The sequence below is a fragment of the Pseudomonas sp. GGS8 genome (genome assembly GCF_024168645.1).
In the GTDB taxonomy this organism is placed as follows: Bacteria; Pseudomonadota; Gammaproteobacteria; order Pseudomonadales; family Pseudomonadaceae; genus Aquipseudomonas.
Genome location: NZ_JALJWF010000001.1, coordinates 823,288 through 849,753, shown reverse-complemented (window position 1 = coordinate 849,753; position 26,466 = coordinate 823,288). Strand labels below are relative to the sequence as shown.

At 60.0% G+C, this 26,466-nt stretch carries 27 protein-coding genes and 1 riboswitch; of the genes, 12 read left to right on the top strand and 15 right to left on the bottom strand.

The window, feature by feature from the left end; translation table 11 throughout:
* Positions 1–4: 4 nt before the first annotated feature.
* From phrB to J3D54_RS03745, 4 genes are all read right to left on the bottom strand, one after another.
* Positions 5–1,444 carry a deoxyribodipyrimidine photo-lyase gene (gene phrB, locus J3D54_RS03760; RefSeq protein ID WP_253416749.1) on the bottom strand — a complete coding sequence of 480 codons (1,440 nt, stop codon included), beginning with the start codon at positions 1,442–1,444 and terminating at the stop codon, positions 5–7.
* 34 nt (positions 1,445–1,478) lie between these two features.
* The gene (locus J3D54_RS03755; RefSeq protein ID WP_253416748.1) at positions 1,479–2,420 is read right to left on the bottom strand and encodes a MerR family transcriptional regulator; all 942 of its coding nucleotides are present in this window, start codon (positions 2,418–2,420) and stop codon (positions 1,479–1,481) included.
* Positions 2,420–3,382 (bottom strand): DUF523 and DUF1722 domain-containing protein, encoded by a 963-nt coding sequence (locus tag J3D54_RS03750; RefSeq protein WP_253416747.1) that lies wholly within the window; start codon positions 3,380–3,382, stop codon positions 2,420–2,422. The genes J3D54_RS03755 and J3D54_RS03750 overlap by 1 nt, the downstream gene beginning before the upstream one ends.
* A 155-nt stretch (positions 3,383–3,537) precedes the next feature.
* Positions 3,538–4,524 carry an NAD(P)/FAD-dependent oxidoreductase gene (locus tag J3D54_RS03745; protein ID WP_253416746.1) on the bottom strand — a complete coding sequence of 329 codons (987 nt, stop codon included), beginning with the start codon at positions 4,522–4,524 and terminating at the stop codon, positions 3,538–3,540.
* A 196-nt stretch (positions 4,525–4,720) separates the two neighbouring features.
* Between J3D54_RS03745 and J3D54_RS03740 the strand changes: the two genes are divergently transcribed.
* Together J3D54_RS03740 and hemH are read left to right on the top strand one after the other, a co-directional pair.
* A complete protein-coding gene (locus tag J3D54_RS03740; RefSeq protein ID WP_253416745.1) occupies positions 4,721–5,623 on the top strand; it encodes a TIGR01777 family oxidoreductase in 903 nt (300 codons plus the stop codon).
* Between the two features lie 13 nt (positions 5,624–5,636).
* Positions 5,637–6,659 (top strand): ferrochelatase, encoded by a 1,023-nt coding sequence (gene hemH, locus J3D54_RS03735; protein WP_253416744.1) that lies wholly within the window; start codon positions 5,637–5,639, stop codon positions 6,657–6,659.
* A 116-nt stretch (positions 6,660–6,775) separates the two neighbouring features.
* On the opposite strand, the gene J3D54_RS03730 is transcribed toward hemH, so the two are convergent.
* Positions 6,776–8,050, bottom strand: coding sequence for a uracil-xanthine permease family protein (locus J3D54_RS03730; RefSeq protein ID WP_253416743.1), 1,275 nt, complete (start codon positions 8,048–8,050; stop codon positions 6,776–6,778).
* 2 nt (positions 8,051–8,052) lie between these two features.
* Positions 8,053–8,691: a uracil phosphoribosyltransferase gene (gene upp / locus J3D54_RS03725; protein WP_007939777.1), complete on the bottom strand. Its 639-nt coding sequence runs from the start codon at positions 8,689–8,691 to the stop codon at positions 8,053–8,055.
* Positions 8,692–8,857: 166 nt separating this feature from the next.
* Between upp and J3D54_RS03720 the strand changes: the two genes are divergently transcribed.
* The gene (locus tag J3D54_RS03720) at positions 8,858–9,415 is read left to right on the top strand and encodes a hypoxanthine-guanine phosphoribosyltransferase (RefSeq protein WP_253416742.1); all 558 of its coding nucleotides are present in this window, start codon (positions 8,858–8,860) and stop codon (positions 9,413–9,415) included.
* Between the two features lie 57 nt (positions 9,416–9,472).
* Here J3D54_RS03720 and dauA read toward each other — a convergent pair whose 3' ends face one another.
* Positions 9,473–11,194 carry a C4-dicarboxylic acid transporter DauA gene (gene dauA, locus J3D54_RS03715; RefSeq protein WP_253416741.1) on the bottom strand — a complete coding sequence of 574 codons (1,722 nt, stop codon included), beginning with the start codon at positions 11,192–11,194 and terminating at the stop codon, positions 9,473–9,475.
* Positions 11,195–11,344: 150 nt separating this feature from the next.
* On the opposite strand from dauA, the gene J3D54_RS03710 reads away from it, so the two are divergent.
* Complete coding sequence (locus J3D54_RS03710; protein WP_253416740.1) at positions 11,345–11,830, top strand: hypothetical protein; 486 nt, start codon at positions 11,345–11,347, stop codon at positions 11,828–11,830.
* Between the two features lie 63 nt (positions 11,831–11,893).
* A complete protein-coding gene (locus J3D54_RS03705) occupies positions 11,894–12,181 on the top strand; it encodes a PA4642 family protein (protein ID WP_253416739.1) in 288 nt (95 codons plus the stop codon).
* 218 nt (positions 12,182–12,399) lie between these two features.
* On the opposite strand, the gene mqo is transcribed toward J3D54_RS03705, so the two are convergent.
* On the bottom strand, positions 12,400–13,908 hold the full coding sequence (gene mqo, locus J3D54_RS03700; protein ID WP_253416738.1) for a malate dehydrogenase (quinone): 1,509 nt from the start codon (positions 13,906–13,908) through the stop codon (positions 12,400–12,402).
* 740 nt (positions 13,909–14,648) lie between these two features.
* The gene (locus J3D54_RS03695) at positions 14,649–14,882 is read right to left on the bottom strand and encodes a hypothetical protein (protein WP_253416737.1); all 234 of its coding nucleotides are present in this window, start codon (positions 14,880–14,882) and stop codon (positions 14,649–14,651) included.
* Between the two features lie 205 nt (positions 14,883–15,087).
* Between J3D54_RS03695 and J3D54_RS03690 the strand changes: the two genes are divergently transcribed.
* The gene (locus tag J3D54_RS03690; RefSeq protein WP_253416736.1) at positions 15,088–15,672 is read left to right on the top strand and encodes a YajG family lipoprotein; all 585 of its coding nucleotides are present in this window, start codon (positions 15,088–15,090) and stop codon (positions 15,670–15,672) included.
* 240 nt (positions 15,673–15,912) lie between these two features.
* Here the strand turns inward: J3D54_RS03690 and J3D54_RS03685 are convergent, their stop codons facing one another.
* Positions 15,913–16,119 carry a hypothetical protein gene (locus J3D54_RS03685; RefSeq protein WP_007939788.1) on the bottom strand — a complete coding sequence of 69 codons (207 nt, stop codon included), beginning with the start codon at positions 16,117–16,119 and terminating at the stop codon, positions 15,913–15,915.
* Between the two features lie 194 nt (positions 16,120–16,313).
* Between J3D54_RS03685 and J3D54_RS03680 the strand changes: the two genes are divergently transcribed.
* Positions 16,314–16,592 carry a hypothetical protein gene (locus J3D54_RS03680; protein WP_253416735.1) on the top strand — a complete coding sequence of 93 codons (279 nt, stop codon included), beginning with the start codon at positions 16,314–16,316 and terminating at the stop codon, positions 16,590–16,592.
* A gap of 177 nt (positions 16,593–16,769) precedes the next feature.
* Here the strand turns inward: J3D54_RS03680 and J3D54_RS03675 are convergent, their stop codons facing one another.
* On the bottom strand, positions 16,770–17,936 hold the full coding sequence (locus tag J3D54_RS03675; RefSeq protein ID WP_253416734.1) for a 1-acyl-sn-glycerol-3-phosphate acyltransferase: 1,167 nt from the start codon (positions 17,934–17,936) through the stop codon (positions 16,770–16,772).
* 138 nt (positions 17,937–18,074) lie between these two features.
* Between J3D54_RS03675 and J3D54_RS03670 the strand changes: the two genes are divergently transcribed.
* The 3 genes from J3D54_RS03670 to J3D54_RS03660 are packed head-to-tail and all read left to right on the top strand — an operon-like array spanning position 18,075 to position 19,189.
* Positions 18,075–18,257, top strand: coding sequence for a CPXCG motif-containing cysteine-rich protein (locus J3D54_RS03670; RefSeq protein WP_253416733.1), 183 nt, complete (start codon positions 18,075–18,077; stop codon positions 18,255–18,257).
* Positions 18,258–18,269: 12 nt separating this feature from the next.
* Positions 18,270–18,530 (top strand): DUF2007 domain-containing protein, encoded by a 261-nt coding sequence (locus tag J3D54_RS03665; RefSeq protein ID WP_253416732.1) that lies wholly within the window; start codon positions 18,270–18,272, stop codon positions 18,528–18,530.
* Positions 18,531–18,565: 35 nt separating this feature from the next.
* Positions 18,566–19,189: an SOS response-associated peptidase gene (locus J3D54_RS03660; RefSeq protein ID WP_253416731.1), complete on the top strand. Its 624-nt coding sequence runs from the start codon at positions 18,566–18,568 to the stop codon at positions 19,187–19,189.
* A 37-nt stretch (positions 19,190–19,226) separates the two neighbouring features.
* Here J3D54_RS03660 and J3D54_RS03655 read toward each other — a convergent pair whose 3' ends face one another.
* Entirely contained in the window at positions 19,227–21,368 is a 2,142-nt protein-coding gene (locus J3D54_RS03655; protein WP_253416730.1) for a methyl-accepting chemotaxis protein, read from the bottom strand.
* A 274-nt stretch (positions 21,369–21,642) separates the two neighbouring features.
* Between J3D54_RS03655 and J3D54_RS03650 the strand changes: the two genes are divergently transcribed.
* Positions 21,643–22,461, top strand: a complete 819-nt coding sequence (locus J3D54_RS03650; RefSeq protein ID WP_253416729.1) for a M48 family metallopeptidase — start codon at positions 21,643–21,645, stop codon at positions 22,459–22,461.
* Positions 22,462–22,547: 86 nt separating this feature from the next.
* Here J3D54_RS03650 and J3D54_RS03645 read toward each other — a convergent pair whose 3' ends face one another.
* The 3 genes from J3D54_RS03645 to J3D54_RS03635 all read right to left on the bottom strand — a co-directional run bounded on the left by J3D54_RS03645 (position 22,548) and on the right by J3D54_RS03635 (position 25,540).
* Positions 22,548–23,132 carry a TMEM165/GDT1 family protein gene (locus J3D54_RS03645; protein ID WP_253426491.1) on the bottom strand — a complete coding sequence of 195 codons (585 nt, stop codon included), beginning with the start codon at positions 23,130–23,132 and terminating at the stop codon, positions 22,548–22,550.
* Between the two features lie 92 nt (positions 23,133–23,224).
* A riboswitch (yybP-ykoY riboswitch) is annotated at positions 23,225–23,347 on the bottom strand.
* 195 nt (positions 23,348–23,542) lie between these two features.
* A complete protein-coding gene (locus tag J3D54_RS03640) occupies positions 23,543–24,541 on the bottom strand; it encodes a class I SAM-dependent methyltransferase (RefSeq protein WP_253416728.1) in 999 nt (332 codons plus the stop codon).
* Positions 24,542–24,574: 33 nt separating this feature from the next.
* Entirely contained in the window at positions 24,575–25,540 is a 966-nt protein-coding gene (locus tag J3D54_RS03635) for a 2-hydroxyacid dehydrogenase (protein WP_253416727.1), read from the bottom strand.
* Between the two features lie 290 nt (positions 25,541–25,830).
* Between J3D54_RS03635 and J3D54_RS03630 the strand changes: the two genes are divergently transcribed.
* Positions 25,831–26,460, top strand: a complete 630-nt coding sequence (locus J3D54_RS03630) for a LysE family translocator (protein WP_253416726.1) — start codon at positions 25,831–25,833, stop codon at positions 26,458–26,460.
* The last annotated feature ends 6 nt before the right edge of the window (positions 26,461–26,466 follow it).

Here is a 26,466-nt window from a genome sequence, read left to right as displayed (position 1 = left end):
TTAATTACGGTGGCGATAAACCCTGTTGCGATGGCAGGTTCTTGAACGCGGCCAAGGCCCGCTCGCGGGAGGCGTTCAGGTTGACGATGGGGGATGGATAATCCCTCACGCCGAACAGGCCGTCGAGACTTGCCGGGTTGTGCAGGTCTTTTTTGTGCAGCCCGCTGAGCTCCGGCAACCAGTGCTTGATGAACACCCCTTCGGCATCGAATTTTTCCGACTGGCTCAGTGGGTTGAAAATCCGGAAGTAGGGCGCTGAGTCGGTGCCGGTGGACGAACTCCATTGCCAGCCACCATTGTTCGCCGCCAGGTCGCCATCAATCAGATGCCGCATGAAGAAACGCTCACCTTCACGCCAGTCGATCAGCAGGTTCTTGGTCAGGAACATTGCTACCACCATGCGCAGGCGGTTGTGCATCCAACCGGTTTCCAGCAACTGGCGCATGGCGGCGTCGATGATTGGCAGACCGGTGCGGCCTTGCTGCCAGGCCTTGAGTTCTTCCGGGGCGTCACGCCAAGCCAGGGCTTCGGTTTCCGGGCGGAAGGCGCGGTGCCGGGATACACGTGGATAGCCCACCAGGATGTGTTTGTAGAACTCGCGCCACAGCAGCTCGTTGATCCAGGTGACGGCGCCGACCTTGCCGCTTTCGAACTCACCCTGATTACTTCGCAACGCGGCGTGCAGGCACTGACGAGGGGAAATCACCCCGGCGGCGAGATAGGCCGAGAGCTGACTGGTGCCGGGTTTTGCCGGGAAGTCGCGTTCGCTGTGGTAGTAGTCGATCTGGGCGTCGACAAAGGTGTCGAGACGGCGCCGGGCTTCGGTTTCACCGGCTGGCCAGAGGGCACGCAAGCTGTTGTTGGGGGAATTGAAGCCCTCGACGCAGGAGGGCGGTTCGTCGCTGCCGATAGGCAGCGGAGCCTGGAGGGCGGGTGCAGCGACCAATCCGGGCAGTGACGCGTGCAGGCGTTCGTAGCAGACCTTGCGGAACTGGCTGAAGACCTGGAAGTAGGTTCCGGTTCTGGTGAGCACGGTGCCTGGCTTGAACAGCAACTGATCGAGGTGGCTGTAAAAGTCGACGCCCCGGGCTTTCAGCGCTTGGGCCACCGCCGCATCACGGCGAGTTTCATGAATGCCGTATTCCTCGTTGACGTGCACCGCGTCGATCTTCAACTGCTGGCACAGTTCGAGCAGAACCTTGGGTGCCTCATCCCAGCGGGACGCCTGGCGAATCAGCAGCGGGATGTTCAGGGCGTCCAGCGCGCGGCGTAATTCGCCGAGGTTGCGCAGCCAGAAATCCACTTTGCACGGCGCGTCGTCATGCGCAAGCCATTGCCGCGGGCTCAGCAAATACACCGCCACACACGGGCCACGGGCAGCGGCGGCCGAGAGGGCGGTGTTGTCGTGTAGACGCAAGTCGCTGCGCAGCCAGATCAATTGCATGGTCGTATCCGTACGATTCATTAAAAAAGCGCCATCAAATGAGCCCGCGCTGAATCAAGTCCAGATGGGCCGATAACGGGTTATCGGCCAGGATCAAATCAGCAATGGCGGTGTTTTTTGCGGTCAAATCGGCGTGGTGGATGCACACCGTTGGTCCGGCGATCATTTTTGGGCAACTGACACCATTCAAAAGTTTCGACAATTTTGCAAGGTTCATGGCTTTGCTGGAATACAGCAGTACGCCGCGGGCTTGCAGGTGATCGACCGCCAGCGTCAGTTCGCCGGCAGGGAGTGGCCAGTCGAAAACTTCCACCGGGCAATCGGTGCTGCTGATCAGCCAGGCGGTGAGCCATAGATGAGGCTCCAGTGGCAGGTCCGAGTGATTGATCAGCAGCAGCGGCGCGGTGCGCAACTGACGGTTGTTGTGATAGACCCTTGCGCCGAATTTGCTGCGCAACCAGGAATAGACAAACACCCGCTCCATCTGCGCGCCGAACTGGCCTTGCCAGCGTTGTTCCAGTTCCGCCAATAACGGCATCAACAAGTGTTCGCACAAGGTGCGTGGCGGATAAAGCGCCATCGCCTGGTTCACGGTGTCATCAAGGGTGCGTTCGGCCAGTTGGGTGACGGCATGCAGCAGTGTCTGGCGCAGCACCCGCCAATCGTTTCCGACGGGCTCGGCAAGTACCTGAGGCGTGTCGAGCAGTTGCTTGACCTGACCGACCGCCACACCGCGATTGAGCCAGGTGAGGATCGTCAGGATTCGTTGAACGTGTTCGGCACAGAACAGCCGATGCCCCTTGGGTGTGCGCTGAGGCACGATCAGCCCGTAGCGCCGCTCCCAGGCGCGCAAGGTGACGGCGTTGACCCCGGTCTGCCGAGCCACTTCACGAATGGGCAACCAGCCTGCGTCCAGGGCTTTTTTGAAGTCGGTGCCGAGGTCTTCGCTGGCGCTGGTGTCCGGTGGGGTTTTCATTAGATTGCGTTTCGCAGGTTGAGGTTTTCCGGGTGCGGTTGCAGGTAGACCTGTTGCGCAATGTACGGATCCGGGTGTTGGCGAAAGTAGTGTTTGAGCAATGTCAGCGGTACCACCAGCGGCACGATGCCGTGACGATACTGGCTGATGACGTGCTGCACTTCCTGTTTGTCTTCAGTGCTGATGGCCTGTTTGAGGTAGCCGCTGAGGTGTTGCAGGACGTTAGTGTGGGTGCGGCGCGTGGCGCATTTTTTCAAGGCGGCCATCAACTCGCTGAAATAGCGCGGGCCGATGACTTCGGGATCGGTGCGGCCCATGTTGCCGAGCAGGTTGCCCAGGGTTTTGTATTGCACCGGGTTGTGGGCCATTAACAGGTATTTGTAGCGCGAGTGAAAATCCGTGAGGCTGCGCCGGGTCAGGCCGGTTTGCAGCAACTGCTGCCAGGCGCTGTAGGCAAATACGCGGGTGAGGAAGTTTTCCCGCAGCACCGGATCGTTGAGCCGACCGTCTTCCTCCACCGGCAAATCGGGGTGCAGTGCGCAGAAGATCCGGGCGTAAATGCCACGGCCGCCGCCGTCCACCGGCGCGCCGTTGGCGTGGTAGACCTTGACCCGCTCCAGGCCGCACGAAGGGGATTTCTGCATGAAGATATAGCCGCAGATGTCGCCCAGTTCCAGCGCCATTTTCTGAGCATACTCGGCCAGCGGCCGGGTGACGTTGTTCTCAGGGTTAATCGTGCCGACCGCCTGTGGATGCTCGGGGTTGCCGACCAGTCGAATCGGTTCGCGAGGGATTCCCAGGCCGATGGCAACTTCCGGGCATACCGGGACGAAATCGAAATAATCAGAAAGGATGCGACTGCACAGCTGTGACGTTTTGTGCCCGCCGTTGTAGCGCACCTCGGCCCCCATCAGACAGGCGCTGATGGCGATTTTGGGTGGGGTCGCTGATTGTGCGGGCATCGGAGCACCTCGAATCCAGACTTGTACGGATGATTAAACCTGTACAACATCTGTTCATCATAGATTCAAAGGTGTACAAGTCAATTTTTCTGTATAAGTTTTTTGCAGGGCTGCTGTCCATGTCGACAGCAGCAATGTGTTCGAGTCGAGGCGGTTTACTGCAGGTGTTCGTGCAGACGGCGGGCGGCTTCCTGGCCACTGAGCCAGGCGCCTTCGACACGGCCGGACAGGCACCAGTCGCCGCACACATACAAGCCTAGATCAGCATCGGCCAGGGCTCCCCATTCATGGCTGCTGGCCGGACGAGCGTAAAGCCAGCGGTGAGCGAGGCTGAAGGTCGGTGCAGGCATGGCGTCGTGCAGCAGTTCGGCAAAGGCACCATGCAATTGCTCGATCACCGCCTCCTTGGACAGATCGATATGCTGCCGGCTCCAAGCGCTGGTGGCGTGCAGCACCCAAGTGTCGAGGGTGGTGTCGCGTCCCGGTTTGCTACGGTTGCGCGCCAGCCAGTCGAGGGGGCTGTCTTGCACGAAGCAGCCTTCAATAGGGGTTTCCAGTGGCGTTTCGAACGCCAGGGCGACCGCCCAGGTGGGCTCCATTTTTACTCCGGCGGCGGCTCCGGCAAGTTTCGGTGCGGCAGCCAGCAGCGCGGTCGCCTGAGGGGCGGGCATGGCGATGACAACATGACTGAACGGGCCGTGAGTGAAACCCTCGGCGTCTTGCAGATGCCAATGTTCTTCACCGCGATAGACCTCGGTGATGCGGCAGGCGAAATGCACTTCCAGATCCCCAAGCAGGCCGCGTGTGATCGCGCTCATGCGTGGCGTACCGACCCAGCGTGTCTGTTCGTCCGGCGAAGGTTTGAGCTGGCCGCCGTGGAAGGTATAGAGCTGCGGCGTCCACACGGCGACCCAACCGTTGGCTTGCCAGCGCTGGACTTCGGTGACGAAGCGACGGTCGCGGGCGGTGAAATATTGCGCGCCCATGTCCAGGGCACCCGCATCGCTGCGCTTGCTTGACATGCGTCCGCCGCTGCCGCGGCTTTTATCGAAAAGTTGAACGACATGCCCGGCCTCCGTGAGGGCCTGGGCGGCTGAGAGTCCGGCGATGCCGGTGCCGATGATTGCGATAGGTACAGTCATAGGGGCCTCGTTTGCCTTTCTGTACAGACTACGCCGTGGTTCAAACCTGTACAATATTGTTTTTTGGTATAACTTTTAGCGTTCTCGTTCTGAGAGCTTGGCCTATTGTTAAACACAGAGCCTGCCCGATACCAAAGATCCCTGCTTATAAAAATAGACTAGTGATCCGGGTAAAACGCCACGCGAGGAAGAAGTCATGCACATATTGCTGACCGGCGGTACTGGTTTGATAGGACGTCAGCTCTGCCGATACTGGTCAGGTCAGGGACATCGCCTGACAGTGTGGAGCCGCACACCTGCCAAAGTCGCCAAAATCTGTGGCGCTCAGGTACGTGGAATCGCACGGCTGGAGGAGCTGGGGCCAGAACCTGTGGATGCAATTATCAACCTTGCGGGTGCGCCGATCGCGGATCGGCTCTGGACCCATAAACGCAAAACGCTGTTGTGGAGCAGCCGGATCACCCTGACCGAAACCCTGTTGGCCTGGCTCGAAAGTCGTGAGCAGAAACCGCAGGTGCTGATCTCCGGTTCAGCGATCGGTTGGTACGGCGACGGCGGTGAGCGGGAGTTGACCGAGAAATCGCCACCGGTCATTGATGATTTCGCCAGCCAATTGTGCATTGCCTGGGAAGAAACCGCGCAGCGCGCCGAAGCCTTGGGCGTTCGCGTAATCCTCATTCGTACCGGGCTGGTGCTGTCCGCCGAGGGCGGCTTTTTGTCGCGGCTGTTGTTGCCATTCAAACTGGGGCTGGGCGGGCCGATCGGCAACGGTCGGCAGTGGATGCCGTGGATTCATATCGAAGATCAAATCGCCCTGATTGATTTTCTTCTGCATCGCAATGAGGCCAGCGGTCCCTATAATGCCTGCGCGCCGAAGCCGGTGCGCAATCGCGAATTCGCTAAAACGTTGGGTGACGTGTTGCATCGTCCGGCGTTCATGCCGATGCCGACCCTCGTCTTGAAGGTCGCCCTGGGCGAATTGTCATTGTTGTTGCTGGGTGGTCAGAAGGCCATGCCGGCTCGCTTGCTGGAAGCGGGTTTCACTTTCCGGTTCACTGATTTGCGCGCGGCGTTGGACGATCTGTCCAGCCGCCTCTGAAATAGGACGTTGCATGACCGATCACGCGTTGCTTCTGGTCAACCTGGGTTCACCCGCTTCCACCTCGGTGGCGGATGTGCGCAGCTACCTCAATCAATTTCTGATGGACCCGTATGTGATCGATCTGCCGTGGCCGGTGCGGCGTTTGCTGGTGTCGTTGATTCTGATCAAGCGCCCGGAGCAGTCGGCCCACGCGTATGCGTCGATCTGGTGGGAGGAGGGCTCGCCACTGGTGGTGCTCAGTCGTCGCTTACAGCAGGCCATGACCCGGCAGTGGACGCATGGGCCTGTTGAGCTGGCGATGCGTTACGGCGAGCCGTCCATTGAGTCCGCGCTGGTGCGGCTGGCTGCCCAGGGGCATAAGAGAGTGACCCTGGCGCCGCTCTATCCGCAATTCGCCGACAGCACCGTGACCACGGTGATCGAAGAAGCCAAGCGCGTGGTGCGGGAAAAAAATCTCGACGTGCAGTTCTCGGTTCTTCAGCCGTTCTACGATCAGCCGGAATACCTCGATGCGTTGGTGGCCAGTGTCAGGCCTTATCTGCAACAGGATTTCGACCATCTGCTGCTGAGCTTCCACGGTTTGCCGGAGCGTCACCTGAAGAAGCTCAATCCGGGGCACAGTTTCGAAGGCGGCGGCGATTGCTGTGCCGGTGCGCCGCCGGAAGTGGTCGCGACCTGTTACCGCGGTCAGTGCCTGCGCACGGCCGCAGAGTTTGCCAAGCGCATGGGCATACCGGACGGCAAGTGGTCGGTATCGTTCCAGTCGCGTCTGGGCCGGGCCAAGTGGATCGAACCCTACACCGAAGCGCGCCTCGACGAGTTGGCCAAGAGCGGTGTGAAGAAAGTCCTGGTGATGTGCCCGGCGTTCGTTGCCGATTGCATCGAGACACTGGAAGAGATTGGTGATCGTGGGAAGGAGCAATTCCGCGAAGCGGGAGGGGAGGAGTTGGTGCTGGTGCCTTGCCTTAATGATGAGCCGCAATGGGCGCGGGCGTTGAGCGCTTTGTGCGAAAGGGCGCCGTTGGCGCTTTAAAAGCATCGTCGGAATGCCGCCCAGACCAAGCCTCGCTCCCACAGGTTTTGCGCTGACCTTGTAGGAGCGAGCGGTGCGGCGATCCGACTTGCCCGCGAAGGCATGCTTGCGACCGCTTACAACAACGGCTCATCCGCCTTCTTGTGCTTCCAGCTGTCATTGCCCGGCAGCAACAGGTTCAGCGCAATCGCCACCACCGCGCACAGCGCGATGCCTTTGAGGCCGAAATCGTCCGGGCCGTTACCGGTGCCGACCAGCATGCCGCCAATCCCGAACACCAGCGTCACCGAGACAATCACCAGATTGCGTGCTTCGCCCAGGTCGATCTTGTGGCGGATCATGGTGTTCATCCCCACCGCGGCAATCGAACCGAACAGCAGGCAGAGAATCCCGCCCATCACCGGCACCGGGATACTTTGCAGCAGCGCGCCGAACTTGCCGATGAACGCCAGGCTGATGGCGAAGATCGCCGCCCAGGTCATGATTTTCGGGTTGTAGTTTTTGGTCAGCATCACCGCGCCGGTCACTTCGGCGTAGGTGGTGTTGGGTGGGCCGCCGAACAGGCCGGCTGCAGTGGTGGCAATGCCATCGCCGAGCAGGGTGCGGTGCAAGCCGGGCTTCTTCAGGTAATCGCGACCGGTCACGCTACCGACCGCGATCACGCCGCCGATGTGCTCAATAGCCGGGGCGAGAGCCACCGGAACGATAAACAGAATCGCCTGCCAGTTGAATTCCGGTGCAGTGAAGTGTGGAATTGCAAACCACGGTGCCGCGGCAATCTTTGCGGTGTCGACCACACCGAAATAGAACGCCATGGCAAAGCCCACCAGCACACCGGAGATAATCGGCACCAGGCGGAAAATACCTTTGCCGAACACCGCGACGATCAGGGTGGTCAGCAGCGCTGGCATCGAAATCATCATCGCCGTCTGGTAATGAATCAGCTCAGTACCGTCGCCGGCCTTGCCCATCGCCATGTTGGCGGCAATCGGCGCCATGGCCAGGCCGATGGAGATGATCACCGGGCCAATCACCACCGGAGGCAGTAAACGGTCGATAAACCCGGTGCCTTTGATCTTCACCGCAAGGCCGAGGAAGGTGTAGACGAACCCGGCCGCCATCACACCACCCATGGTCGCCGCCAGGCCGAATTGGCCCTTGGCGAGAATGATCGGGGTGATGAAGGCGAAGCTCGACGCCAGGAATACCGGCACCTGACGCCCAGTGACGATCTGGAACAGGATCGTCCCTAAACCTGCGGTGAACAACGCCACGTTAGGGTCGAGGCCGGTAATCAGCGGCATCAACACCAGGGCGCCGAAGGCCACGAACAGCATCTGCGCACCGGACAGTACCGTGCGCCAGAGCGGATCGTTGAACGCTTGCTGCATGGTCACGCGTCCTTCTGCTTGGTGCCGAAGATCTTGTCACCGGCATCACCCAAGCCTGGGATGATGTAACCGTGTTCGTTCAGTTTCTGGTCAATGGAAGCGGTGTAGATGGTCACGTCCGGGTGAGCCTTCTCCACAGCGGCGATGCCTTCAGGAGCGGCCACCAGGACCATCGCGCGGATGTCCTTGCAGCCGGCCTTTTTCAGCAAGTCGATGGTGGCGACCATCGAGCCGCCGGTGGCGAGCATCGGGTCGATGATCATCGCCAGGCGCTCGTCGATTTCCGGCACCAGTTTTTCCAGGTAGGTGTGGGCTTCGAGGGTTTCCTCGTTACGGGCCACGCCCACCGCGCTGACCTTGGCGCCGGGAATCAGGCTCAGCACGCCTTCGAGCATGCCGATACCGGCACGCAGGATCGGCACCACGGTAATCTTCTTGCCGGCGATTTTCTCGACCGACACCGTGCCGCACCAGCCTTCGATGTCGTAGCTTTCCAGTGGCAGGTCTTTGGTGGCTTCGTAGGTCAGCAGGGCACCGACTTCCTGAGCGAGCTCACGGAAGTTCTTCGTGCTGATGTCGGCGCGACGCATAAGGCCAAGTTTATGACGGATCAGCGGATGGCGGATCTCACGGATGGGCATGGGGAAAGGCTCCGGCGGCGGGCAAAAAAACCGGTCTAGATTAATCTATCCGAGGTTGTTGTCCTATAGACATACAGTACGTTAGTCCACAAACGCTTGATCTGGCCTCGCTTGATGCGTACCTTTGCCCGCCTTTCGTGACTACAACCCCCCCTTGGAGAGCGCCATGTCCGCTGATCTCGAGCATATCCGTCAAATCATGCGAGAGGCTGACTGCCTGTACACCGAAGCTGAAGTCGAGGCGGCCATCGCCCGCGTCGGTGCACACATCAACGAACAACTGGCTGAAAGCAATCCGGTGGTGTTCTGTGTGATGAACGGCGGCCTGATTTTCGCCGGCAAGCTGCTCACCCATCTGCAATTCCCGCTGGAAGCGTCCTACCTGCACGCCACTCGCTATCGCAACGAAACCAGCGGCGGCGATCTGTTCTGGAAGGCCAAGCCGGAAGTTTCGTTCATCGACCGTGACGTGCTGATCATCGACGACATCCTCGACGAAGGTCACACCCTGGGTGCGATCATCGACTTCTGCAAGCACGCCGGCGCCCGCAAAGTGCACACCGCCGTGCTGATCGACAAGGACCACGACCGCAAGGCTCGCCCGGACCTGAAAGCCGATTTCGTCGGCTTGCCGTGCGTTGACCGTTACATCTTCGGTTATGGCATGGATTACAAAGGCTACTGGCGTAACGCGAACGGGATTTTTGCCGTAAAAGGCATGTAAGCAGGGTGGCTGTCCGGGGGCGGTTTTTGCCGTGCGAAGTTCGCTTGAACTGCGCGTTCAGTCCTGCCCGGCGAGCCAGCGTTCGCTTTTGCGTCGAGCCTGTTCCAGATTGTTCACGTAAGCCAACTGACGCTGTTCCCGATGGATACCCGCGCGCCTGAGTTTCAGGCGCACGCGCGCAGCCGTCCCGACCAGAATCAGGCCGATGCCGTCGGTGCGGTAATCCCTGAGGATATTGTCGAAGGCCGCCAGCGCCGTCATGTCCAGCATGGACACGGCACTCATCTCGACAATCACCACTTTGACCTCCGGGCTGAATTTGCGCAGCACGCCCAGGGCTTTTTCCGCCGCACCGAAAAACAACGGCCCGCGTATCGCATAGCAACGAACATGCTCCGGCATATCCTGTAAGGCTTGATGGAACTCTCGAGGCAATTCGGCGGTGTCGGTGAGGTCGCTCATGCGCTTGATGAACAACCCGGCGGCCAGCAACAGCCCAACGGCAACGGCCAGCACCATGTCGAACAGCACTGTCAGGCTCAGACAGGTCAGCAAGACCAATACATCGCTGCGTGGTGCGATGCGCAAGGTGTGCACGACATGCCGGGCCTCGCTCATGTTCCACGCCACCATCACCAGTAATGCCGCCAGTGCGGCCATCGGCAAGTAGCTGAACAGCGGGGCGAGGGCGAGTATCGCCAGCAGTACCACTGCGCTGTGGATAATTGCCGCCAATGGCGAAAACGCCCCGCTGCGTACGTTGGTGGCGCTGCGGGCGATCGCCGCGGTGGCGGTAATGCCGCCGAACAGTGGTGCGACCAGGTTACCAATGCCTTGACCCAGGAGTTCTGCGTTGGGGTCATGTTTGCTGCCCGTCATGCCATCGGCCACCACCGCGCACAGCAACGATTCGATGGCGCCAAGCATGGCAATGGCGAACGCTGGCGCCATTAATTGGCGGATCAGGTCGTAAGACAAATGCAGCGGCTGGCCGTTGGGCCCCGGCAGATTCCACGGCCAGTCGAAGCTCGGCAGGAACGGCGGAATCCCGGGGTGACTGACGCCGTCGACGACATAGCTGAAGCGTTCGCCCAGCGTCGCAATCGGTAATCCGCCGCCTTCCAGCGCCAGCCCCAACAATGCGCCGACGGCCAGTGCCACCAGATGCCCCGGAATCCGCGGCACAAAGCGCGGCCAGACGATCAGAACCGCCAGGCACATAACACCGATGATCCCATCCCCCAGGCGGGCGCTGGGCAATGCCTGGAGCAGCGCACCTAATTGCTCGATGTAATGTTCGGCATGCCCGGTGGTACTCAGGCCCAGCAAATCCTTCAATTGAAGGGTGGCGATGACAATGCCGATCCCGGCGGTAAAGCCCAGGGTCACCGGATAAGGAATGTACTGAATCAGCCGTCCGGCCCGAATCAGCCCCAAGGCAATCAGGATGGCCCCGGCAAGCATGGTGCAAAGCAGCAGGCCACCCAGACCATATTGCTGGGTGATCGGCAGCAGTATCACCACGAATGCGGCTGTCGGCCCGCTGACGTTGAAGCGCGAGCCTCCCGTCAGCGCGATCAGGGGGGCTGCAATCAGCACCGTATACAAACCTTGCTGGGGCGCTACTCCCACCGCAATCGCCAGGGCCATGGCCAGGGGAATAGCGATGATCCCTACCGTCACCCCGGCACTGATGTCGCCGCGCAAGCGTCTGAGGCTATAACCTGCGTGCAGGGTCTGACGCCAGGCGGCGAATAACGGAGGGATGGAGAATGACATGGGGACTCCACAGTAGACGGCGCGCCGTCGAAATAGGGCTGAAGGCTCTTTCAGTATGCCCAGCCTTGTCTTCCAGAGTATTGATCTGGATCGGTTATTCGCTCGATTGATCACATGTTAGAGTGCTCGGCCTCGTCCCTGGAGCCTGTCATGAGTCTTATGATCCGCAGCTGCGCCGCCCTGATGTTGGTCTTTAGCCTGCCCCTGGCCGCCGCCCCGGCACCGATGCACGTGCAGTTTCTGCCCCCGGACGACTTGACTCTGCGTGACGCGGAACCCGAGCAGCAACAACTGTTGCAGGTCACCGAGTATTCGGTGGTCCTCGGCAGCCAGCGTCAGTCCAACCAACAACCGATCCCGGTCACGTCACCGTTGCTGATCCGCCTCAAGGGCAAGCCCTTGAACAAGGGCGCGACCATCAGCCAGGTGTTGGTCAACTTCGATGGCGAAAGCAAAAGCCTGAAAAAGCCGATCTACGACAACAAAAGCAAAACGCTAACGCTCTATTACCCGTTGGCCCAGTACCGGGTGGTGATCGACTTGTTGCGAAACGAAACGGTGTATTGCCAGTTTCTGAGTTACGACAATGGCCATATTTGGGCCGATCTGCACACCGGCAGCGTTCGTCCGCGTTGAGCCCCATGGCCGTGCGGGGGTAAACTGCCCGCCCTGTGAAATGTCTGCGAGCTGGAGTCGGCAATGCGTAAAGATAAGAAGCAAGTGATTGGTGACGAGATCGGCGATGCGCAGATCAAACTGTTCCTCGATTTCGAGCCGGTCGACGCCACTTCGCCGTCGCTGCACAAACTGATCAAGGCGTACCGCGGCCTGCGTATCGATGACTTCGAGCGTTTTCTGACGTTCTTTGTCGAAGCCGGCTACGATCTGGACGGCAAGGATGAGCACGGCAATGACTTTGTCGCTCTGATCAAGGATCAACGCAACGCGGCCGAGTACATCGAGTTGATCGACAAGGCTCGCGGTTAACGTCAGGCACACTGGAATTTGTGGCGAGGGAGCTTGCTCCCGTTGGGCTGCGAAGCGGCCCCAAAATGCCGCGAATGGCGGAGATTTTGTGAGTGCTGCGCACTGGTGCGCCAGCCCGGTCAAGCGGGAGCAAGCTCCCTCGCCACAAAGATTGTTTCACCGCACATAAAAAAACGCCCCGCCCTCAATGAGGACGGGGCGTTTTTCATGGAGTTGAATCAAGCGTAGCTTTGGGTTTCGCTGCTTGCTTCAACCAGTTCCAGCGCGACGTTGTTCTGCGCATTGATCTTGCGATACAGCGCAGCGTCGGTTTCCAGGACCTTTTCCCGAGCCGGGAAGATTTCCGCCAGTTTGGCAGCCCATTCGCCGGAGGCTTTGTTCGGGAAGCATTTCTCGATCAGTTCCAGCATGATCGACACCGTCACCGAAGCGCCTGGCGAGGCACCGAGCAGGGCGGCAAGGGAACCGTCCTTGGCCGCGACCAGTTCGGTACCGAACTGCAGAACGCCGCCTTTCTTCGGGTCTTTCTTGATGATCTGCACCCGTTGGCCGGCCACTTCCAGGCGCCAGTCTTCGGCTTTCGCTTCAGGGTAGAAGCGACGCAGGGATTCCAGACGCTGCTCCATCGACTGCATCACTTCGCTGACCAGGTACTTGGTCAGGTCCATGTTGTTTTTTGCCACGGCCAGCATTGGGCCGATGTTGCCGGCGCGAACCGACATCGGCAGGTCCATGAACGAACCATGCTTGAGGAACTTGGTGGTGAAACCGGCATAAGGCCCGAACAGCAGGGACTTCTTGCCATCGACCACACGGGTGTCCAGGTGCGGCACGGACATCGGTGGCGAACCGACCGCGGCCTGACTGTAAACCTTGGCCTGGTGGTGCTTGACCACTTCCGGGTTGTCGCAACGCAGCCACTGGCCACTGATCGGGAAGCCGCCGAAGCCTTTGCTTTCTTCGATGCCCGACGCTTGCAACAGCGGCAGTGCCGCGCCGCCGGCGCCGAGGAAGACGAATTTGGCGTCGACTTCACGGGTGTTGCCGCTGTTGACGTCCTTGATGCTGACGGTCCAGCCGCCGTTGTTACGCTTCAGGCCGGTGACCCGTTTGCAGTACTTGACCTGGGCATCGGGCGCGCTGGTCAGGTGCTTGAGCAATTGGTTGGTCAGGGCGCCGAAGTTGACGTCGGTGCCGTTCATCACGCGGGTGGCGGCGAGGACTTCGTCGGCCGGACGGCCTGGCATCATCAGCGGCATCCACTCGGCCATCTTGGCCTTGTCTTCGGTGTATTCCATGTCGGCGAAGGCGTGGTGCTTGCTCAGCACCTTGAAGCGTTCCTTGAGGAAGGATACGCCTTTGTCGCCCTGCACGAAGCTCAGGTGCGGCACCGGGCTGATGAACGATTTGCACGAACCGAAGGTGCCTTTCTTGGTCAGGTAGGACCAGAACTGCTTAGACACCTCGAACTGGGTGTTGATGTGCACGGCTTTCTTGATGTCGACGGTGCCGTCTGCGGCCTGCGGCGTGTAGTTCAGCTCACACAGCCCGGCGTGACCGGTACCGGCGTTGTTCCACGGATTGGAACTCTCCGCGGCACCGGAATCCATCAGCTCGACGACTTCCAGCTTGATCGCGGGGTCGAGCTCTTTGAGCAGTACAGCAAGGGTGGCACTCATGATGCCGGCCCCAACCAGTACTACGTCGACTGCTTCGTTATGCGCCATTTAACGCGTCTCCAAAATCTGCAGCACCAAATTGTCGGCATAGCTGCCAGGCGTTCCGGGGCGTGTCAGTGATGCCCCAGGTACCCATGGCCAGGATCGCCATGTCCGAATCTTCGCAATTTTTCGCAACTTCGACGGATGCATGCGGCCTGGCCTCAAGAGTCACATGAACTCATTTCGACGCGCGGCTGGCAATTCGACTTATGGTCGAGACATCCGTTTGTGCAACCAAATCCGTAGCGGACAGGCTTCAGGCCCCGGTATTCGAGGCGTACTCGGTCCTGTGTCGTTGGGCTGTTGTAGACGCTAATGGTGCATGTTCAGACGCAAAACTATTCATTTGCTCGCCACACTCTTGTGAAGTTGTGAAAACCCGTTTTTTTCACGCTCTTTTGAAGACGTGAACCTCAAAAAAGGGCTGTCCCAGCCTGGCACCGCGCCCGGATGGATTGCCGCCATGGGATACATGACAGGCAAAACGGGCAAACAGCTCAGTAACCGAGCGTAATGACAGCTCTGCAGATTCGCGAAAAGTGGGGGTTTTGCTTGAGAAACAGCAAGCGCACCAGCTTCACTCGATCTGTGTGGGCGGCTCTCTGTGGGCGGTGCGGGGTGTCAATACCGAGGCATTGAACGATGCTGCGAGGCCCGATCAGGAGACGTCCTTATAATCGGGGGGAGATTGTAACGAAGAAACGCAGGGAAATGGTCGTGTTTAATGACTTTTATTAGGTGCCCGGTCAGGTGGCCAGCAGTTGTTGCGCGCGTGCACGTGGCGGGTGCTGGCTGACACGGGCGCTGGCGGGCAGGGGCTGGTGCAGCCAGTTGAGGCGGATTTCTTCGATTTCGACCCAGCCATCACCCATGGGCTGGAGGCTGCACTGCTTGAATGCCTGGCAGTGGCCATTACGGTCGAGCAGGGCGAAGCTGCGGTGTAGCGGGCGTGGCGCGAACATCGAGATGAGAAAACGCATGGCAAAGTACCGTGTGGATAGCTGCCGTGAAGGTTGCCAGCGGGCGATGACGTGCGCGTGTCCGGGCGGTGACAAAAGTGTGACAGGAACCGCGCTGTGCCGGGTTTGTCAGAGATTTCAGTAATCATTGCGCGAAGCTAGTTCGCCGCAGTGGCGCACCGCTATACTGCAGGCACTGTTAGTGCCTGATTCTGGAGAGAAGAGCATGTTGCAACGCCTGTTGTTCGGTTTGATCACTGTGACCAGTTTGACCCTCGTCGGCTGCGCCCACAGCCCGCAACAACTGAGCCCGGAACCCAAGCTGACGGCTCAGCTGGCGCCGGTCGGCCATGGTCAGCCGGTGGTGGTGCGTGTGGTGGACGGTCGTCCGTCGCCAACCCTGGGGACCCGTGGCGGTCTGTACCCGGAGACCAGTGCGATCACGGTGCAGGGCGCGCAGATTCTGCCGAAGCTGCAAGCCCAGGCTGAGGCCGCCGTGCGGTTGCTGGGCTTCACGCCGACGGCCAATGCGCTGAATGCACCGCAATTGACGGTGACCCTGGCCGAGCTTAAGTATCAGTCGCCTAAAGAAGGTTTGTATGTGACTGAAGCAACGATTGGCGCGACGTTCCGTTCGGATGTGCAGAATGCCAACCGTCGTTACAGCGGTCGCTACGGCGCGTCGCTGGATCAGCGTTTTGGCATGGCGCCGAATCAGGAAACCAATACCAAGCTGGTCAGTGATGTGTTGAGCGATGCGTTGACCCGCTTGTTCAAGGACCCGACGATTGGTCAGGTGCTTGCCGAGTAACGGTTTGCGGCTTGTTTAAAGAACCCGGTGTCAGTGATGGCGCCGGGTTTTTTTGTGTCCGCAGATTCACCTGTAGAAGCGAGGCTTGCCCGCGAAGACGGCCTGACAACCGACCAATCCCTCGCAGATGCACACGATTCAATTGTGGGAGCGAGCCTGCTCGCGATGGCGGTGTGTCAGGTGACATCCATGTTGAATGTGAGAATGCCTTCGCGGGCAAGCCTCGCTCCTACAAAGGAATCAAGCCGCTTCCGAATAGAAGTCCAGAACACTCACTCCTGTCAGCAAATCCGTCTCCGGCAAATCCGCATGTTGATGCCCGCCCAACGCGCAATACACCAGCCAGTGGCGGTCCTGAACGTTGAAGGCGAGGCTGCCGACTAAGGTTTGTTGTTCGTCGCTTTGGGCAATGAGGTAGAGGCGGTCCTGGTTTTCGGCGTGGAGCATGACGCGGTCCGTGTCGGTTTCGAGGGGCAACAGACTGGCGGATTCAGATGACGGCGCCGTGACACAGGACAATAATCGGCTAAATGGTTTCGTTATTTGTCGGAAAGGGGGGGCAGGTCAGGGCGCTTTCGGTAGAATCCGCGCCGTGGTCGTCGGTCCCGGCGTCTGTTACACCGGTTTGCCTGAGGTTTGTGATGTCGCTGCAATTGATTTCGCTCTTTACCGCTCATCCTGCCAAATTGATCAACCTGCTGGCTTTGGCGTTTGCCTGCCCGGGCGGCTGGTTGCTGCACGCCACCCGTCGTCGTGAACAACGTGCATTGGCCAGTATCGAAGCCCAGCGCCAGAGTCGACCCAGCGAAGAGCCAACGCTCGATTGGGCGACCTTGCGCATGAACCGGTTTTTCTACCGCTTCGGTTTTGTCTGCCTCGGGATGGCGTTACTGGTGTCGTGGGTCAGTACTCGCGTCTGAACATCTGACACAAGCCCCTGTGGCGAGGGGGCTTGCCCCCGTTGGGCTGCGAAGCAGCCCCAGAATCTGCAATCGCTGTTCTTTCAGATCACGACCACCGACTTTACGGCGGCTGCGCAGCCGAACGGGGGCAAGCCCCCTCGCCACAGGGCGCCGTTGTCGTATCCAGCCATTACCCTACAGCGGCAATCCGGCCTTGACCCGATACTGATTACGCACTGGCGTCGCATATTGCAGCACCAGGAACGGACGATGTTCCTCAGGGCAAGCCTCCAGCCGACGCTGCCATTCTTCCTGAGCCTTGGCCAGTTCATCAGCCGCAAACAGCTCGGCCGCTTTTGGCACCTGCAATTGCGGGTCGGCGTCTTTCCACTGTGCATACGCCAGGTAGTGCACCGGGAACAACCGGTAACCACCAAGGATCTGCTTGTCCATTTCGATCGCCAATTGCTTGGTGTCTTCGAACAGTTCGGTGATCGGCGCGGCGAAGTTCACATGAACCCGGCCCTTGTAACCGGTGATGCCCTTGGCGATGCTCACGTCATCCTCGCCCGGTGCCTTGGTGTAGCTGCCGGTGGTGGCGCGAATATATAGCTCGCGGGCCTTGGCCTGGTCGCAGGGGTCGTATTCGTAGCTGATCGACACCGGGGTAAGATTCAGCGAGCGGATGACTTCGCCGAACGGCTCGTCCTTGCGGCTCATGTGGAACATCTTGAGGATCGCCGATTCGGTGCGGTCGTCGCCGTCCTTGGCCCGGCCTTCAGCCTGAGCAATCCAGATCGAGGCGCAATCGTTGCGGATCGAGTGATTGATGTAGGCCGACAACAATTGATATGCCGCCATTTTCTCGCGACGACCGGTGATCGAACGGTGCACGATAAAGCTCTTGTTCAGGCGCATCAGGTCGCTGACAAAAGGCTTTTGCAGCAGGTTGTCGCCAATGGCGATGCGCGGGGTCGGCAAGCCAGCGTGGTACACGGCGTAGTTGACGAAGGCCGGGTCCATCACGATGTCGCGGTGGTTGGCGATGAACAGGTAGGCGCTGCCGGACTTGAATTGCTCCACGCCAGTGTAGGTCACCCCGTCCGTAGCGCGCTCGATGGTGTGGTCGACGTAAAACTCGACTTTGTCCTGCAAGGTGGCCACCGACGTGACGCCGGCGAACTCACGACGCAGCCGATGCGCTATAAGAGGTTTGAGCATCCAGCCGAAGGCACCGGCAAATCGCGGGAAGCGGAAGTGGGTGAGGATATCTAGAAACGCCTTGTCGCAGAGCAGCCGTGCCAGCACCGCTGGGACTTCGCTGTCGTCGTAAGGTCGGATGGCATCGAATTCGCCCATCATGCTCTCTTGTTAGAAACGGCTAGGGTAAGTAAAGGTTTTGATCGAAAACCAACGGGGCATGGTCTGAAAGGTAGTCAGACGAAAATAGCCCTGCAAATAGACCGGCGATTATACGCACAAGTCACCTGGGAGACCGCGATGCTGGAAACCGAGCGCTATGAATGCCCGTATTGCGGTGAAGAGTCCGAGGCGGTTCTGGACTTGTCCGGTGGCGATCAGACCTATATCGAAGATTGTCCGGTGTGTTGTCGTCCGATTACATTTGTTCTGCAAACCGACGGTCAGGAATGGTTACTCGAAGTTCATAGCGAAAATGAATGAAAGGGGTCACCCATGCAGCGAATCTACGAGCCGGAAAACCTGATGGAAGGCGAATTGCTGCAGAGCATGCTGGCCAGCGAGGGCATCGAGGCGCATCTGGTGGGCCGGGACTTGATCGGTGGCACCGGGGAATTGCCGATGTTCGGCCTGCTGGGTTTATCGGTTGATAACGACCAGGCGCAATACGCTCGTGAGCTGATCACCGCGTACAATGCCGCGCTGCCGCTGTCCGGCGATGAGCCGGACAGCTTTCCCGGCACGCTGGTCTGTTAGGCTGACGTTCGTTTGATCAAGAGTCGTATTGCCCCATGTGTGGACGTTATGCCCTGTTTCGCTGGAACCCCGCCTTCGCGGCCCTGCCCGGTTTTCCCGCCGATCAGCAGGCCCAGTGGAATATTTCTCCCAATGATTCGGTGTTGATGCTGCGTGCCGGAGTCGACGGCCAGCGAGCGTTGGCCCGCGCCCGCTGGGGCCTGACGCCGCCGTGGCTGACCGACCTGTCCCGCACGCCAGCCCATGCCCGCGCCGAAACCGTTGCCGAGCAGCCGATGTTTCGCGAAGCCTTGCGCTTGCGTCGCTGCCTGCTGCCAGCCAATGGTTTTTACGAATGGCGCGGCACCACACGCAAACGTCCGTACTGGCTGACCCCGGGGGAGGGTTCGACGCTGTTTTTCGCGGCGATCTGGGAGGCGTATCCGGTGCAGGAGCAGGTGTGGCTGAGCACGGCGGTGATCACCCAGCCTGCTTCGAGTCAGCGTCGGCCGTTGATTCTCGATGCGGCGGGGCAGGAAGCCTGGCTCAACCCTGAAACCCCATTGCATGCCTTGCAGGCGCTGCTGGCCAGCGAACCCGCGGCGTTGCGTGAGCGGGTGCTGGCGAACATGGTGAATGATCCGAAGCTTAATGGGCCGGAGTGTTTGACCCCCGGCTGATGAGTTGTCTGGGCTTGCCCGCGATGGGGCCCTATGATCAAACCTTGAACTGATTGATCAACCGCCGCTGCTGTTCCGCCAACTTGGTCAAATCCGCACTCGCCGCGCTCGATTCATCCGCGCCACCGGCCACTTCATTGGCCACTTGCCCGATATTGATCACGTTGCGGTTGATGTCGTCGGCCACCGCGCTCTGTTCCTCGGCGGCGCTGGCGATCTGGGTGTTCATGTCGTTGATCACCGATACCGCCTGGGTAATGGTTTCCAGCGCTTGGGCCGCTTTCGCCGCGTGCTGCACGCTTTCGTCGGTGCGGTTCTGACTGTCTTCCATGACCCGCACCACATCGCGGGTGCCTTGTTGCAGTTGCTGGATCATGGTCTGGATTTCTTCCGTGGCCTTCTGGGTTTTCTGCGCCAGGTTGCGCACTTCATCGGCCACCACCGCAAAACCCCGACCCTGTTCACCGGCGCGCGCTGCTTCGATGGCCGCGTTCAAGGCCAGCAGGTTGGTCTGCTCGGCGATGCCGCGAATAGCGGTCAGGATCGCGTTGATGTTCTCGCTGTCCTTGGCCAGGGTCTGCACCACGCCGACGGCCTTACCGATTTCCACTGCCAGAACACCAATCGAATTCGACGTATCCCGGACGATTTGCATGCCCTGTGCCGCCGCCTGATCCGCATGGCTGGCGGCTTGCGCGGCCTGGGTGGCGTTGCGCGCCACGTCCTGGGCGGTGGCGGTCATCTCGTGTACGGCGGTGGCGACCTGATCGATCTCGGCCATTTGTTTGTGCACACCGATGTTGGTGCGAATGGCGATGTCGGCAGTGTGTTCCGACGAATCGCTGACGCTCTGCACCGATGTCACCACTTGAGTAATCATCGCCTGCAACTTGGCCAGGAAGGTGTTGAAGCCCTTGGCGATCGAGCCCAGTTCGTCGCTGCGGTCGCTGGTCAGGCGGCGGGTCAGGTCGCCTTCGCCCTGGGCGATGTCATCGAGCATGGTCACCATCTGCTTCAGCGGCCGGGCAATGCCGTGCCCCACCAGCCAGATCACCAACAAGCCAATGCCGGCGATCAGCAGGCCGACCATGGCCATGCCAAACGTGTCGGACTTGCGCTGTGCGTTCAGGTCACCCTGAAGTTTTTGCAGGTCGGCCATCACCGCGTTCAGCGGCAGTTGCAGCATTAAGGTCCAGCGGGCGTCGGTCTGGCCGATGCCGAAGGGCAGGTACAACTCGATCCGGCCCTGGGCCTTGTCGACGGTGTAAGTGACTTCGCCGCGCTTGAGATTGGCCATGTTGGCAATCTGCTTGCTGTCGAGGATGTCACTGACCTTTTCGCCGAATTTGCTCGGGTCTTTGGTGTAGGCGACGATCCGGCTATTGCCGCCAATCAGGGCCATTTCCCCGGCGCCGCTGTACAGTTTTTGGTTCGCCCCCAGGAGCATTTCCTGGATGAAGTTCACCGACAGGTCGGCGCCGACGATGCCCTGGAAAGCGCCGTTGAGCATGATCGGTTCAATGAAGGACGCGAGCATGACGATCTTGTCGCCGACCTTGTAGGGCGCCGGATCGATCACGCAGGCTTTTTTGGTTTCTTTCGAGCACAGGTAGTACTCGCTGGCGCGCACACCGGTGGACAGGGTTTTCTGGTCGTCGACGTCCACCAGTTTGTCCAGGCCCAGGCTGCCGTCTTCGTTGCGGAACCACCACGGCAGGAAGCGCCCGTTGCTGGCGTCGATGCCGACCACTTTGGTGTCGACGTAGGCCGCATCGTTGTGGTCGAGGGCGTTTTTTTCCCAACCGATGTAGGTGCCGAGAATTTTCGGGTTCCGGGCGACGTTTTCCTTGATCAGGCTGATCAGCTGCTCGCGACTCAGGCTCAGTTGCGGTTGACCGTCGATGCCCGGCGTGCCGATCAATGCGTTGACCCGCACCAGCCCGCCGGCAATCAGCAGCGGCGCTTCGAGTTCGCGCTGGATTTGGCTGACCTGGGTCTGAGCCAGCGACGTCAGGCGCTGTTCGATGACTTGCTCGAACTGCGCCTGAGTCCGTTGCTGGACCATGTCTTGGGTCCGGGCGCCGGAAAACAGCGTGTACAGCACCAGGGCTGCGACAACGCTGAGCACAATGGCCCCGGCCAGGGCGGCAACGGAAAACTGGATCGACTTGAATTTCATGGGTGCTCCGCACGCAAGAGGACGTCTGCAGAGCTGTATCGGCATGGGGCCTGAGGGGCATGAGCGAGGAGTGATGAAATGGCTGTTTTAGAGTGCTGGATGTCGTAAATGAATCATTGCTGACCGTGATCGACCGGGGCGGGCGCTGTTGTGTGAATTTTTTCCTACGGGGATCGGGGTTTTGTCTGAAATGTGCGTGCTACACGTCCGTTGTATCTGGCGCTGATACAAATCCCCACCTAGGATACGCGGCATGTTTCCAGGGAGCTTTTTGATGAATAAGACATTGGTATTGTGTGCACTGAGCGCAGGCCTGCTGCTCGCCGGTTGTCAGTCGGTCAACACCACCAACGGTGGCGCCGTGGGTGTTGAACGCAAGCAATACATGTTCAGTATGTTGTCGACCTCCGAGGTCAACCAGATGTACGCCCAGTCTTATCAACAGACTATCGGGGAGGCGAGCACCAAAGGCGTGCTGGACAAATCCAGTAACGACGCGAAGCGCGTCCAGGCGATCTCCAATCGGTTGATTGCCCAGGCACCCGTGTTCCGTCCGGATTCGGCCCAGTGGCAATGGGAAGTGAACCTGATCAAGAGCGACGAGCTGAATGCCTCCTGCGGACCTGGCGGCAAGATCATTTTCTACACCGGGCTGATCGACACCCTGCAACTCACTGACGACGAAATCGCCGCCATCATCGGCCATGAAATCGCTCACGCCTTGCGCGAGCACGGTCGCGAAGCAATGTCCAAGGCTTACGGTATCGAAATGGCCAAGCAGGGCGCCGGTGCGTTGCTCGGTCTGGGGCAGGACAGCCTGGCCCTGGCAGACACCGTGGCCAAATACGGCATGACGTTGCCCAACAGTCGCGAGAACGAAAACGAAGCCGACTTGATCGGCCTCGAACTGGCCGCCCGCGCCGGTTACAACCCGAACGCGGCGATCACTCTGTGGAACAAAATGAGCAAAGCCTCGGAAGGCGCACCGCCGGAGTTCTTGAGCACGCACCCGGCGTCGGCCAGTCGGATTGCTTCGTTGCAGGCGGCGATTCCGAAAGTGATGCCGTTGTACGAGAAGGCACGGAAATCCTGATAGATATGGGTTGATACCGCTGACGCCTTCGCGGGCGATCCGACTTGCCCGCGAAGAACGATGACGCGGTCTAACGACCTACCGCGTCAAACCCACCCACTGCTCTGCATCGCCTTGTACACCGCGACAATCGCCAGAATGAAGAACGCCGACGCCGCCAGGCGACGGATCAGGGTCAAGGGCAGTTTGTCCGCCGCAAAGTTACCCGCCAGTACCACCGGCACGTTGGCAATCAACATCCCGGCGGTGGTGCCGAGGATCACCAGCCACAGATCCGGGTATTGCGCGGCAAGCATCACGGTCGCGACCTGAGTCTTGTCGCCCATCTCTGCGAGAAAGAATGCAATCAGCGTGGTCAGGAACGGTCCGAACTTGCGGGCGGTGCTGGCTTCGTCTTCGTCCATCTTGTCCGGCACCAGGGTCCACAGCGCGGTGGCGGTGAAGCTCGCAGCGAGGATCCAGTGCAGCGTCGCATTTGAGAAGAAACTGCCAAACCAGGCGCCTACCGCACCGGCCGCCGCGTGGTTGGCCAGAGTCGCGGCGACGATGCCGGCAATGATCGGCCAGGGTTTGCGAAAGCGTGCCGCGAGAATGAGCGCGAGCAGTTGCGTCTTGTCGCCGATTTCGGCCAAGGCAACGATTGCGGTGGGAACGAGTAGAGAGTCCAGCATCATCAGGGTTTTCCTAAGGGGCGGGTCGACACGGCTATGACACGTACAGCCTTCCCGCCCCGGGTAAGGTGTTCGTGTCATAGGTCTTGTCAAACCCTGCGATCCGTCTGGTGCGGACGCTTGGGTCGCATACGCCATGGTCTGAGGACCAAGTATGTTGACGTATGCCGGACGAGCATGGCGCTCGTGGGAGACTACTCCCCTAGGACGGAGCGGATTCTGCCTAGGCAAATCCGATTGGGCAAGCCCCAATGTCGGTAGTTAATCCGCAGAACCTGTGGGAGCGGGCTTGCCCGCGAAGAAAACACCGCGGTTTTTCAGGCCTTACGCGTCATCGTTCTTCGCGGGCAAGCCACGCTCCCACAGGATCCTCGTCGTTCCAGGGCAAGCCCTGTTTTTCAAAAGTGTTTTCAGCCGCGCTTGGCCCGGTAGATTCGGAAACCCTGTCCTTCAGCCTTGATTGCACATACGCCCAGGTGCTCTTCGATCAGCGGCTGATACTTCAGGAAGCTGTTCGCTACCAGGCGTAGTTCACCGCCATTTTTCAGATGTTTGGCCGCTTTTCGCAGCAGGTTCTCTGTAGCGAAGTAGTCGGTGTGTACACCGACATGGAACGGTGGATTGCTCAGAATCGCGCTCAAACCCATGGGCGCGGCATCGATGCCGTCACCGGTCATCACCTCTGCTTCCAGACCGTTGGCGGCCAGGGTCAGGCGACTGCTGGCAGCGGCAAACGCGTCGACATCGAGCAGAGTGACCTGATTGTGCGGATAACGCCGTTTGACCGCAGCCCCCAACACGCCTGCGCCGCAACCGAAGTCCAGCAAGTGGCCGCTGGGCAGTTTGTCCAGATGTTCCAACAGTAGGGCGCTGCCGCGATCCAGTCGACCGTGGCTGAACACGCCCGGCAGGCTGATGACTGTCAACGGCCCTTCGGCCAATGGCAGTTCATAGGTCTGGGCCAGGCTTTCCAGCGATTTGGCTTCTGGCGCATTGGCCACGGTGACCTGCCAGAGCTGGCAATGCCGTGCGCTGTCGAGCTTGCGTGGTTTGCCGAAGGGGGTCAGCTGCTTGGCTGCGCCTTCGATGCCGCTGCGTTTTTCGCCGACCAGGTACAACTCACGCCCGGCCAGACGAGAGGCGAGGGCGTTGAGGATATAGTCGGTCAGGTCTTTGGACTTGGGCAGAAACACCACGGCGGCGTCGAATTCGCGTTCGGGGGCATTCACGCCAAAATGGCTGCGCTCGGCGAAACGGGCGTCCAGTGCTGCTTGATCGCCGGCGTGCCAGCACCAGCCGTGGGCACCAGGCAGGCGACCCAGCAAGTCGTCGGCGGGCAAACCGGCCAGCAGCACCGAACCCTGGAACAACTCGGCCTGACGAAGCAGTACTTCACTGCGCGGATCCATACTCTGCTCCTTGAAAAAAAGTGCCGCAGTTTATCAACTGACGACCCGTAGCGCTTTACCGCTGAAGTAAGCCTGAGCGTTTTCCGTCAACTGCCCAACGATTCGCTGCCGCGCCTCGCGACTGCCCCAGGCATTGTGCGGGGTGACGATCAGCCGTGGAATGTCCCGGGCCAACAGCGGGTTGCCCGCGCTCGGTGGTTCGACGCTCAACACGTCGGTGGCCGCGCCACCCAGCTGACCGTTGCGCAGGGCGTCGGCCAAGGCCTGCTCGTCAATCAAGCCACCGCGCGCGGTGTTGACCACGAAAGCACCGGGCTTCATCGAGGCCAGTTCACGGGCGCCGATGAAGTGGCGGGTGTGTTCGTTAAGCGGGCAGTGCAGGGTCAGGGCGTCGATTTGCGGCAGCAGTTCACCCAGAGGCAAACGATCCGGGCGGGCAGGGCGGCCCGGAATCTGCCCCAACAAGACGCGCATGCCGAACGCTTCGGCCAACCGTGCCACGGCACTGCCCAGTTCACCGTGGCCGAGCAGGCCGAGGGTTTTACCTTCGAGTTCGACGATCGGGTAATCCAGCAGGCAGAACTGTTTCGCCTGCTGCCAGCGACCTTCGGCGACGGCTTTTTGATAGTCGCCCAGGCGCGTCGCCAGGTTCAGCAACAACATGATCGTGTGTTGAGCCACTGACGGCGTGCCGTAACCCTGGCAATTGCAAACGGTGATCCCATGGGCGCGGGCGGCGGCCAGGTCGACGTTGTTGGTGCCGGTGGCGGTGATCAGGATCAGCTTCAACTCGGGGCTGGCCGCCATGGCCGCCGCATCAATCAGGATTTTATTGGTGATGGCGACAGTGGCGCCTTTGAGGCGTTCGATCACTTGCGCAGGCGTGGTCTGGGCGAACAGTTGCAAGTCGCTGAAGCAGTTGCGCAACGGACTGAGGTCGAGATCGCCGAGGTCCAGAGACGGATGGTCAAGGAAAACGGCGCGGCGAGAGTTCGTCATCAACTGTACCTTTTGTGCATTGAACTGAGGGCGTAATCTGCCGAGCCTACCAGATGAATGTACTGCCTGGTCTGGCACAAAACCTGTGGCGAGGGAGCTTGCTCCCGCTGGGCTGCGCAGCGGCCCTAACTCAGGCGACCGAGTATTGTCAGGCATACCGCGTTATCCGGTTTGCGGCTGCTTCGCAGCCGAGCGGGAGCAAGCTCCCTCGCCACAGATACGAAACGTGGCAAAAAGGTGAGGTTTGCCTCGAAGATTTTTATTGATCGACCTGCCCAAAAGGAGCCCCCATGTACTGGACAGAATTCTTGACCGTTGCCCTGATTCACCTGCTGGCTGTCGCCAGCCCCGGCCCGGACTTCGCCGTGGTGGTGCGTGAGAGCGTGACCCACGGGCGCCGCGCCGGCACCTGGACGGCATTGGGTGTCGGCTCAGCGATTTTCCTGCACGTCGGCTATTCGCTGCTGGGGATCGGGCTGATCGTGTCTCAGTCGATCGTGCTGTTCAACGCCTTGAAATGGGCCGCTGCCGCGTACCTGCTGTACATCGGCTATAAGGCTCTGCGTGCGCAACCGGCCTCACCTGCGGCCGACGATCTGCACCAGGAAGCCGGCGAACGCACCGCGCGGGGTGCCTTCACTTCAGGGTTCGTGACCAATGGCCTGAACCCGAAAGCCACGCTGTTCTTCCTGTCGCTGTTCACTGTGGTGATCAACCCGCACACGCCACTGGCGGTACAGGCCGGTTACGGGATCTATCTGGCAGCAGCGACGGCGGTCTGGTTTTGCCTGGTGGCGATGTTGTTCAGTCAACAGCGCGTGCGTGCCGGTTTCGCCCGTATGGGCCACTGGTTCGACCGGACCATGGGCGCGGTGCTGATCGCCATCGGCGTGAAACTCGCGTTCACCGAGATGCATTGATCGCGC

Coding starts and splice junctions, on each gene's coding strand:
- phrB (WP_253416749.1), bottom strand. CDS start 1,444: ATGCAATTGATCTGGCTGCGCAGCGACTTGCGTCTACACGACAACACC.
- J3D54_RS03755 (WP_253416748.1), bottom strand. CDS start 2,420: ATGAAAACCCCACCGGACACCAGCGCCAGCGAAGACCTCGGCACCGAC.
- J3D54_RS03750 (WP_253416747.1), bottom strand. CDS start 3,382: ATGCCCGCACAATCAGCGACCCCACCCAAAATCGCCATCAGCGCCTGT.
- J3D54_RS03745 (WP_253416746.1), bottom strand. CDS start 4,524: ATGACTGTACCTATCGCAATCATCGGCACCGGCATCGCCGGACTCTCA.
- J3D54_RS03740 (WP_253416745.1), top strand. CDS start 4,721: ATGCACATATTGCTGACCGGCGGTACTGGTTTGATAGGACGTCAGCTC.
- hemH (WP_253416744.1), top strand. CDS start 5,637: ATGACCGATCACGCGTTGCTTCTGGTCAACCTGGGTTCACCCGCTTCC.
- J3D54_RS03730 (WP_253416743.1), bottom strand. CDS start 8,050: ATGCAGCAAGCGTTCAACGATCCGCTCTGGCGCACGGTACTGTCCGGT.
- upp (WP_007939777.1), bottom strand. CDS start 8,691: ATGCCCATCCGTGAGATCCGCCATCCGCTGATCCGTCATAAACTTGGC.
- J3D54_RS03720 (WP_253416742.1), top strand. CDS start 8,858: ATGTCCGCTGATCTCGAGCATATCCGTCAAATCATGCGAGAGGCTGAC.
- dauA (WP_253416741.1), bottom strand. CDS start 11,194: ATGTCATTCTCCATCCCTCCGTTATTCGCCGCCTGGCGTCAGACCCTG.
- J3D54_RS03710 (WP_253416740.1), top strand. CDS start 11,345: ATGAGTCTTATGATCCGCAGCTGCGCCGCCCTGATGTTGGTCTTTAGC.
- J3D54_RS03705 (WP_253416739.1), top strand. CDS start 11,894: ATGCGTAAAGATAAGAAGCAAGTGATTGGTGACGAGATCGGCGATGCG.
- mqo (WP_253416738.1), bottom strand. CDS start 13,908: ATGGCGCATAACGAAGCAGTCGACGTAGTACTGGTTGGGGCCGGCATC.
- J3D54_RS03695 (WP_253416737.1), bottom strand. CDS start 14,882: ATGCGTTTTCTCATCTCGATGTTCGCGCCACGCCCGCTACACCGCAGC.
- J3D54_RS03690 (WP_253416736.1), top strand. CDS start 15,088: ATGTTGCAACGCCTGTTGTTCGGTTTGATCACTGTGACCAGTTTGACC.
- J3D54_RS03685 (WP_007939788.1), bottom strand. CDS start 16,119: ATGCTCCACGCCGAAAACCAGGACCGCCTCTACCTCATTGCCCAAAGC.
- J3D54_RS03680 (WP_253416735.1), top strand. CDS start 16,314: ATGTCGCTGCAATTGATTTCGCTCTTTACCGCTCATCCTGCCAAATTG.
- J3D54_RS03675 (WP_253416734.1), bottom strand. CDS start 17,936: ATGATGGGCGAATTCGATGCCATCCGACCTTACGACGACAGCGAAGTC.
- J3D54_RS03670 (WP_253416733.1), top strand. CDS start 18,075: ATGCTGGAAACCGAGCGCTATGAATGCCCGTATTGCGGTGAAGAGTCC.
- J3D54_RS03665 (WP_253416732.1), top strand. CDS start 18,270: ATGCAGCGAATCTACGAGCCGGAAAACCTGATGGAAGGCGAATTGCTG.
- J3D54_RS03660 (WP_253416731.1), top strand. CDS start 18,566: ATGTGTGGACGTTATGCCCTGTTTCGCTGGAACCCCGCCTTCGCGGCC.
- J3D54_RS03655 (WP_253416730.1), bottom strand. CDS start 21,368: ATGAAATTCAAGTCGATCCAGTTTTCCGTTGCCGCCCTGGCCGGGGCC.
- J3D54_RS03650 (WP_253416729.1), top strand. CDS start 21,643: ATGAATAAGACATTGGTATTGTGTGCACTGAGCGCAGGCCTGCTGCTC.
- J3D54_RS03645 (WP_253426491.1), bottom strand. CDS start 23,132: ATGCTGGACTCTCTACTCGTTCCCACCGCAATCGTTGCCTTGGCCGAA.
- J3D54_RS03640 (WP_253416728.1), bottom strand. CDS start 24,541: ATGGATCCGCGCAGTGAAGTACTGCTTCGTCAGGCCGAGTTGTTCCAG.
- J3D54_RS03635 (WP_253416727.1), bottom strand. CDS start 25,540: ATGACGAACTCTCGCCGCGCCGTTTTCCTTGACCATCCGTCTCTGGAC.
- J3D54_RS03630 (WP_253416726.1), top strand. CDS start 25,831: ATGTACTGGACAGAATTCTTGACCGTTGCCCTGATTCACCTGCTGGCT.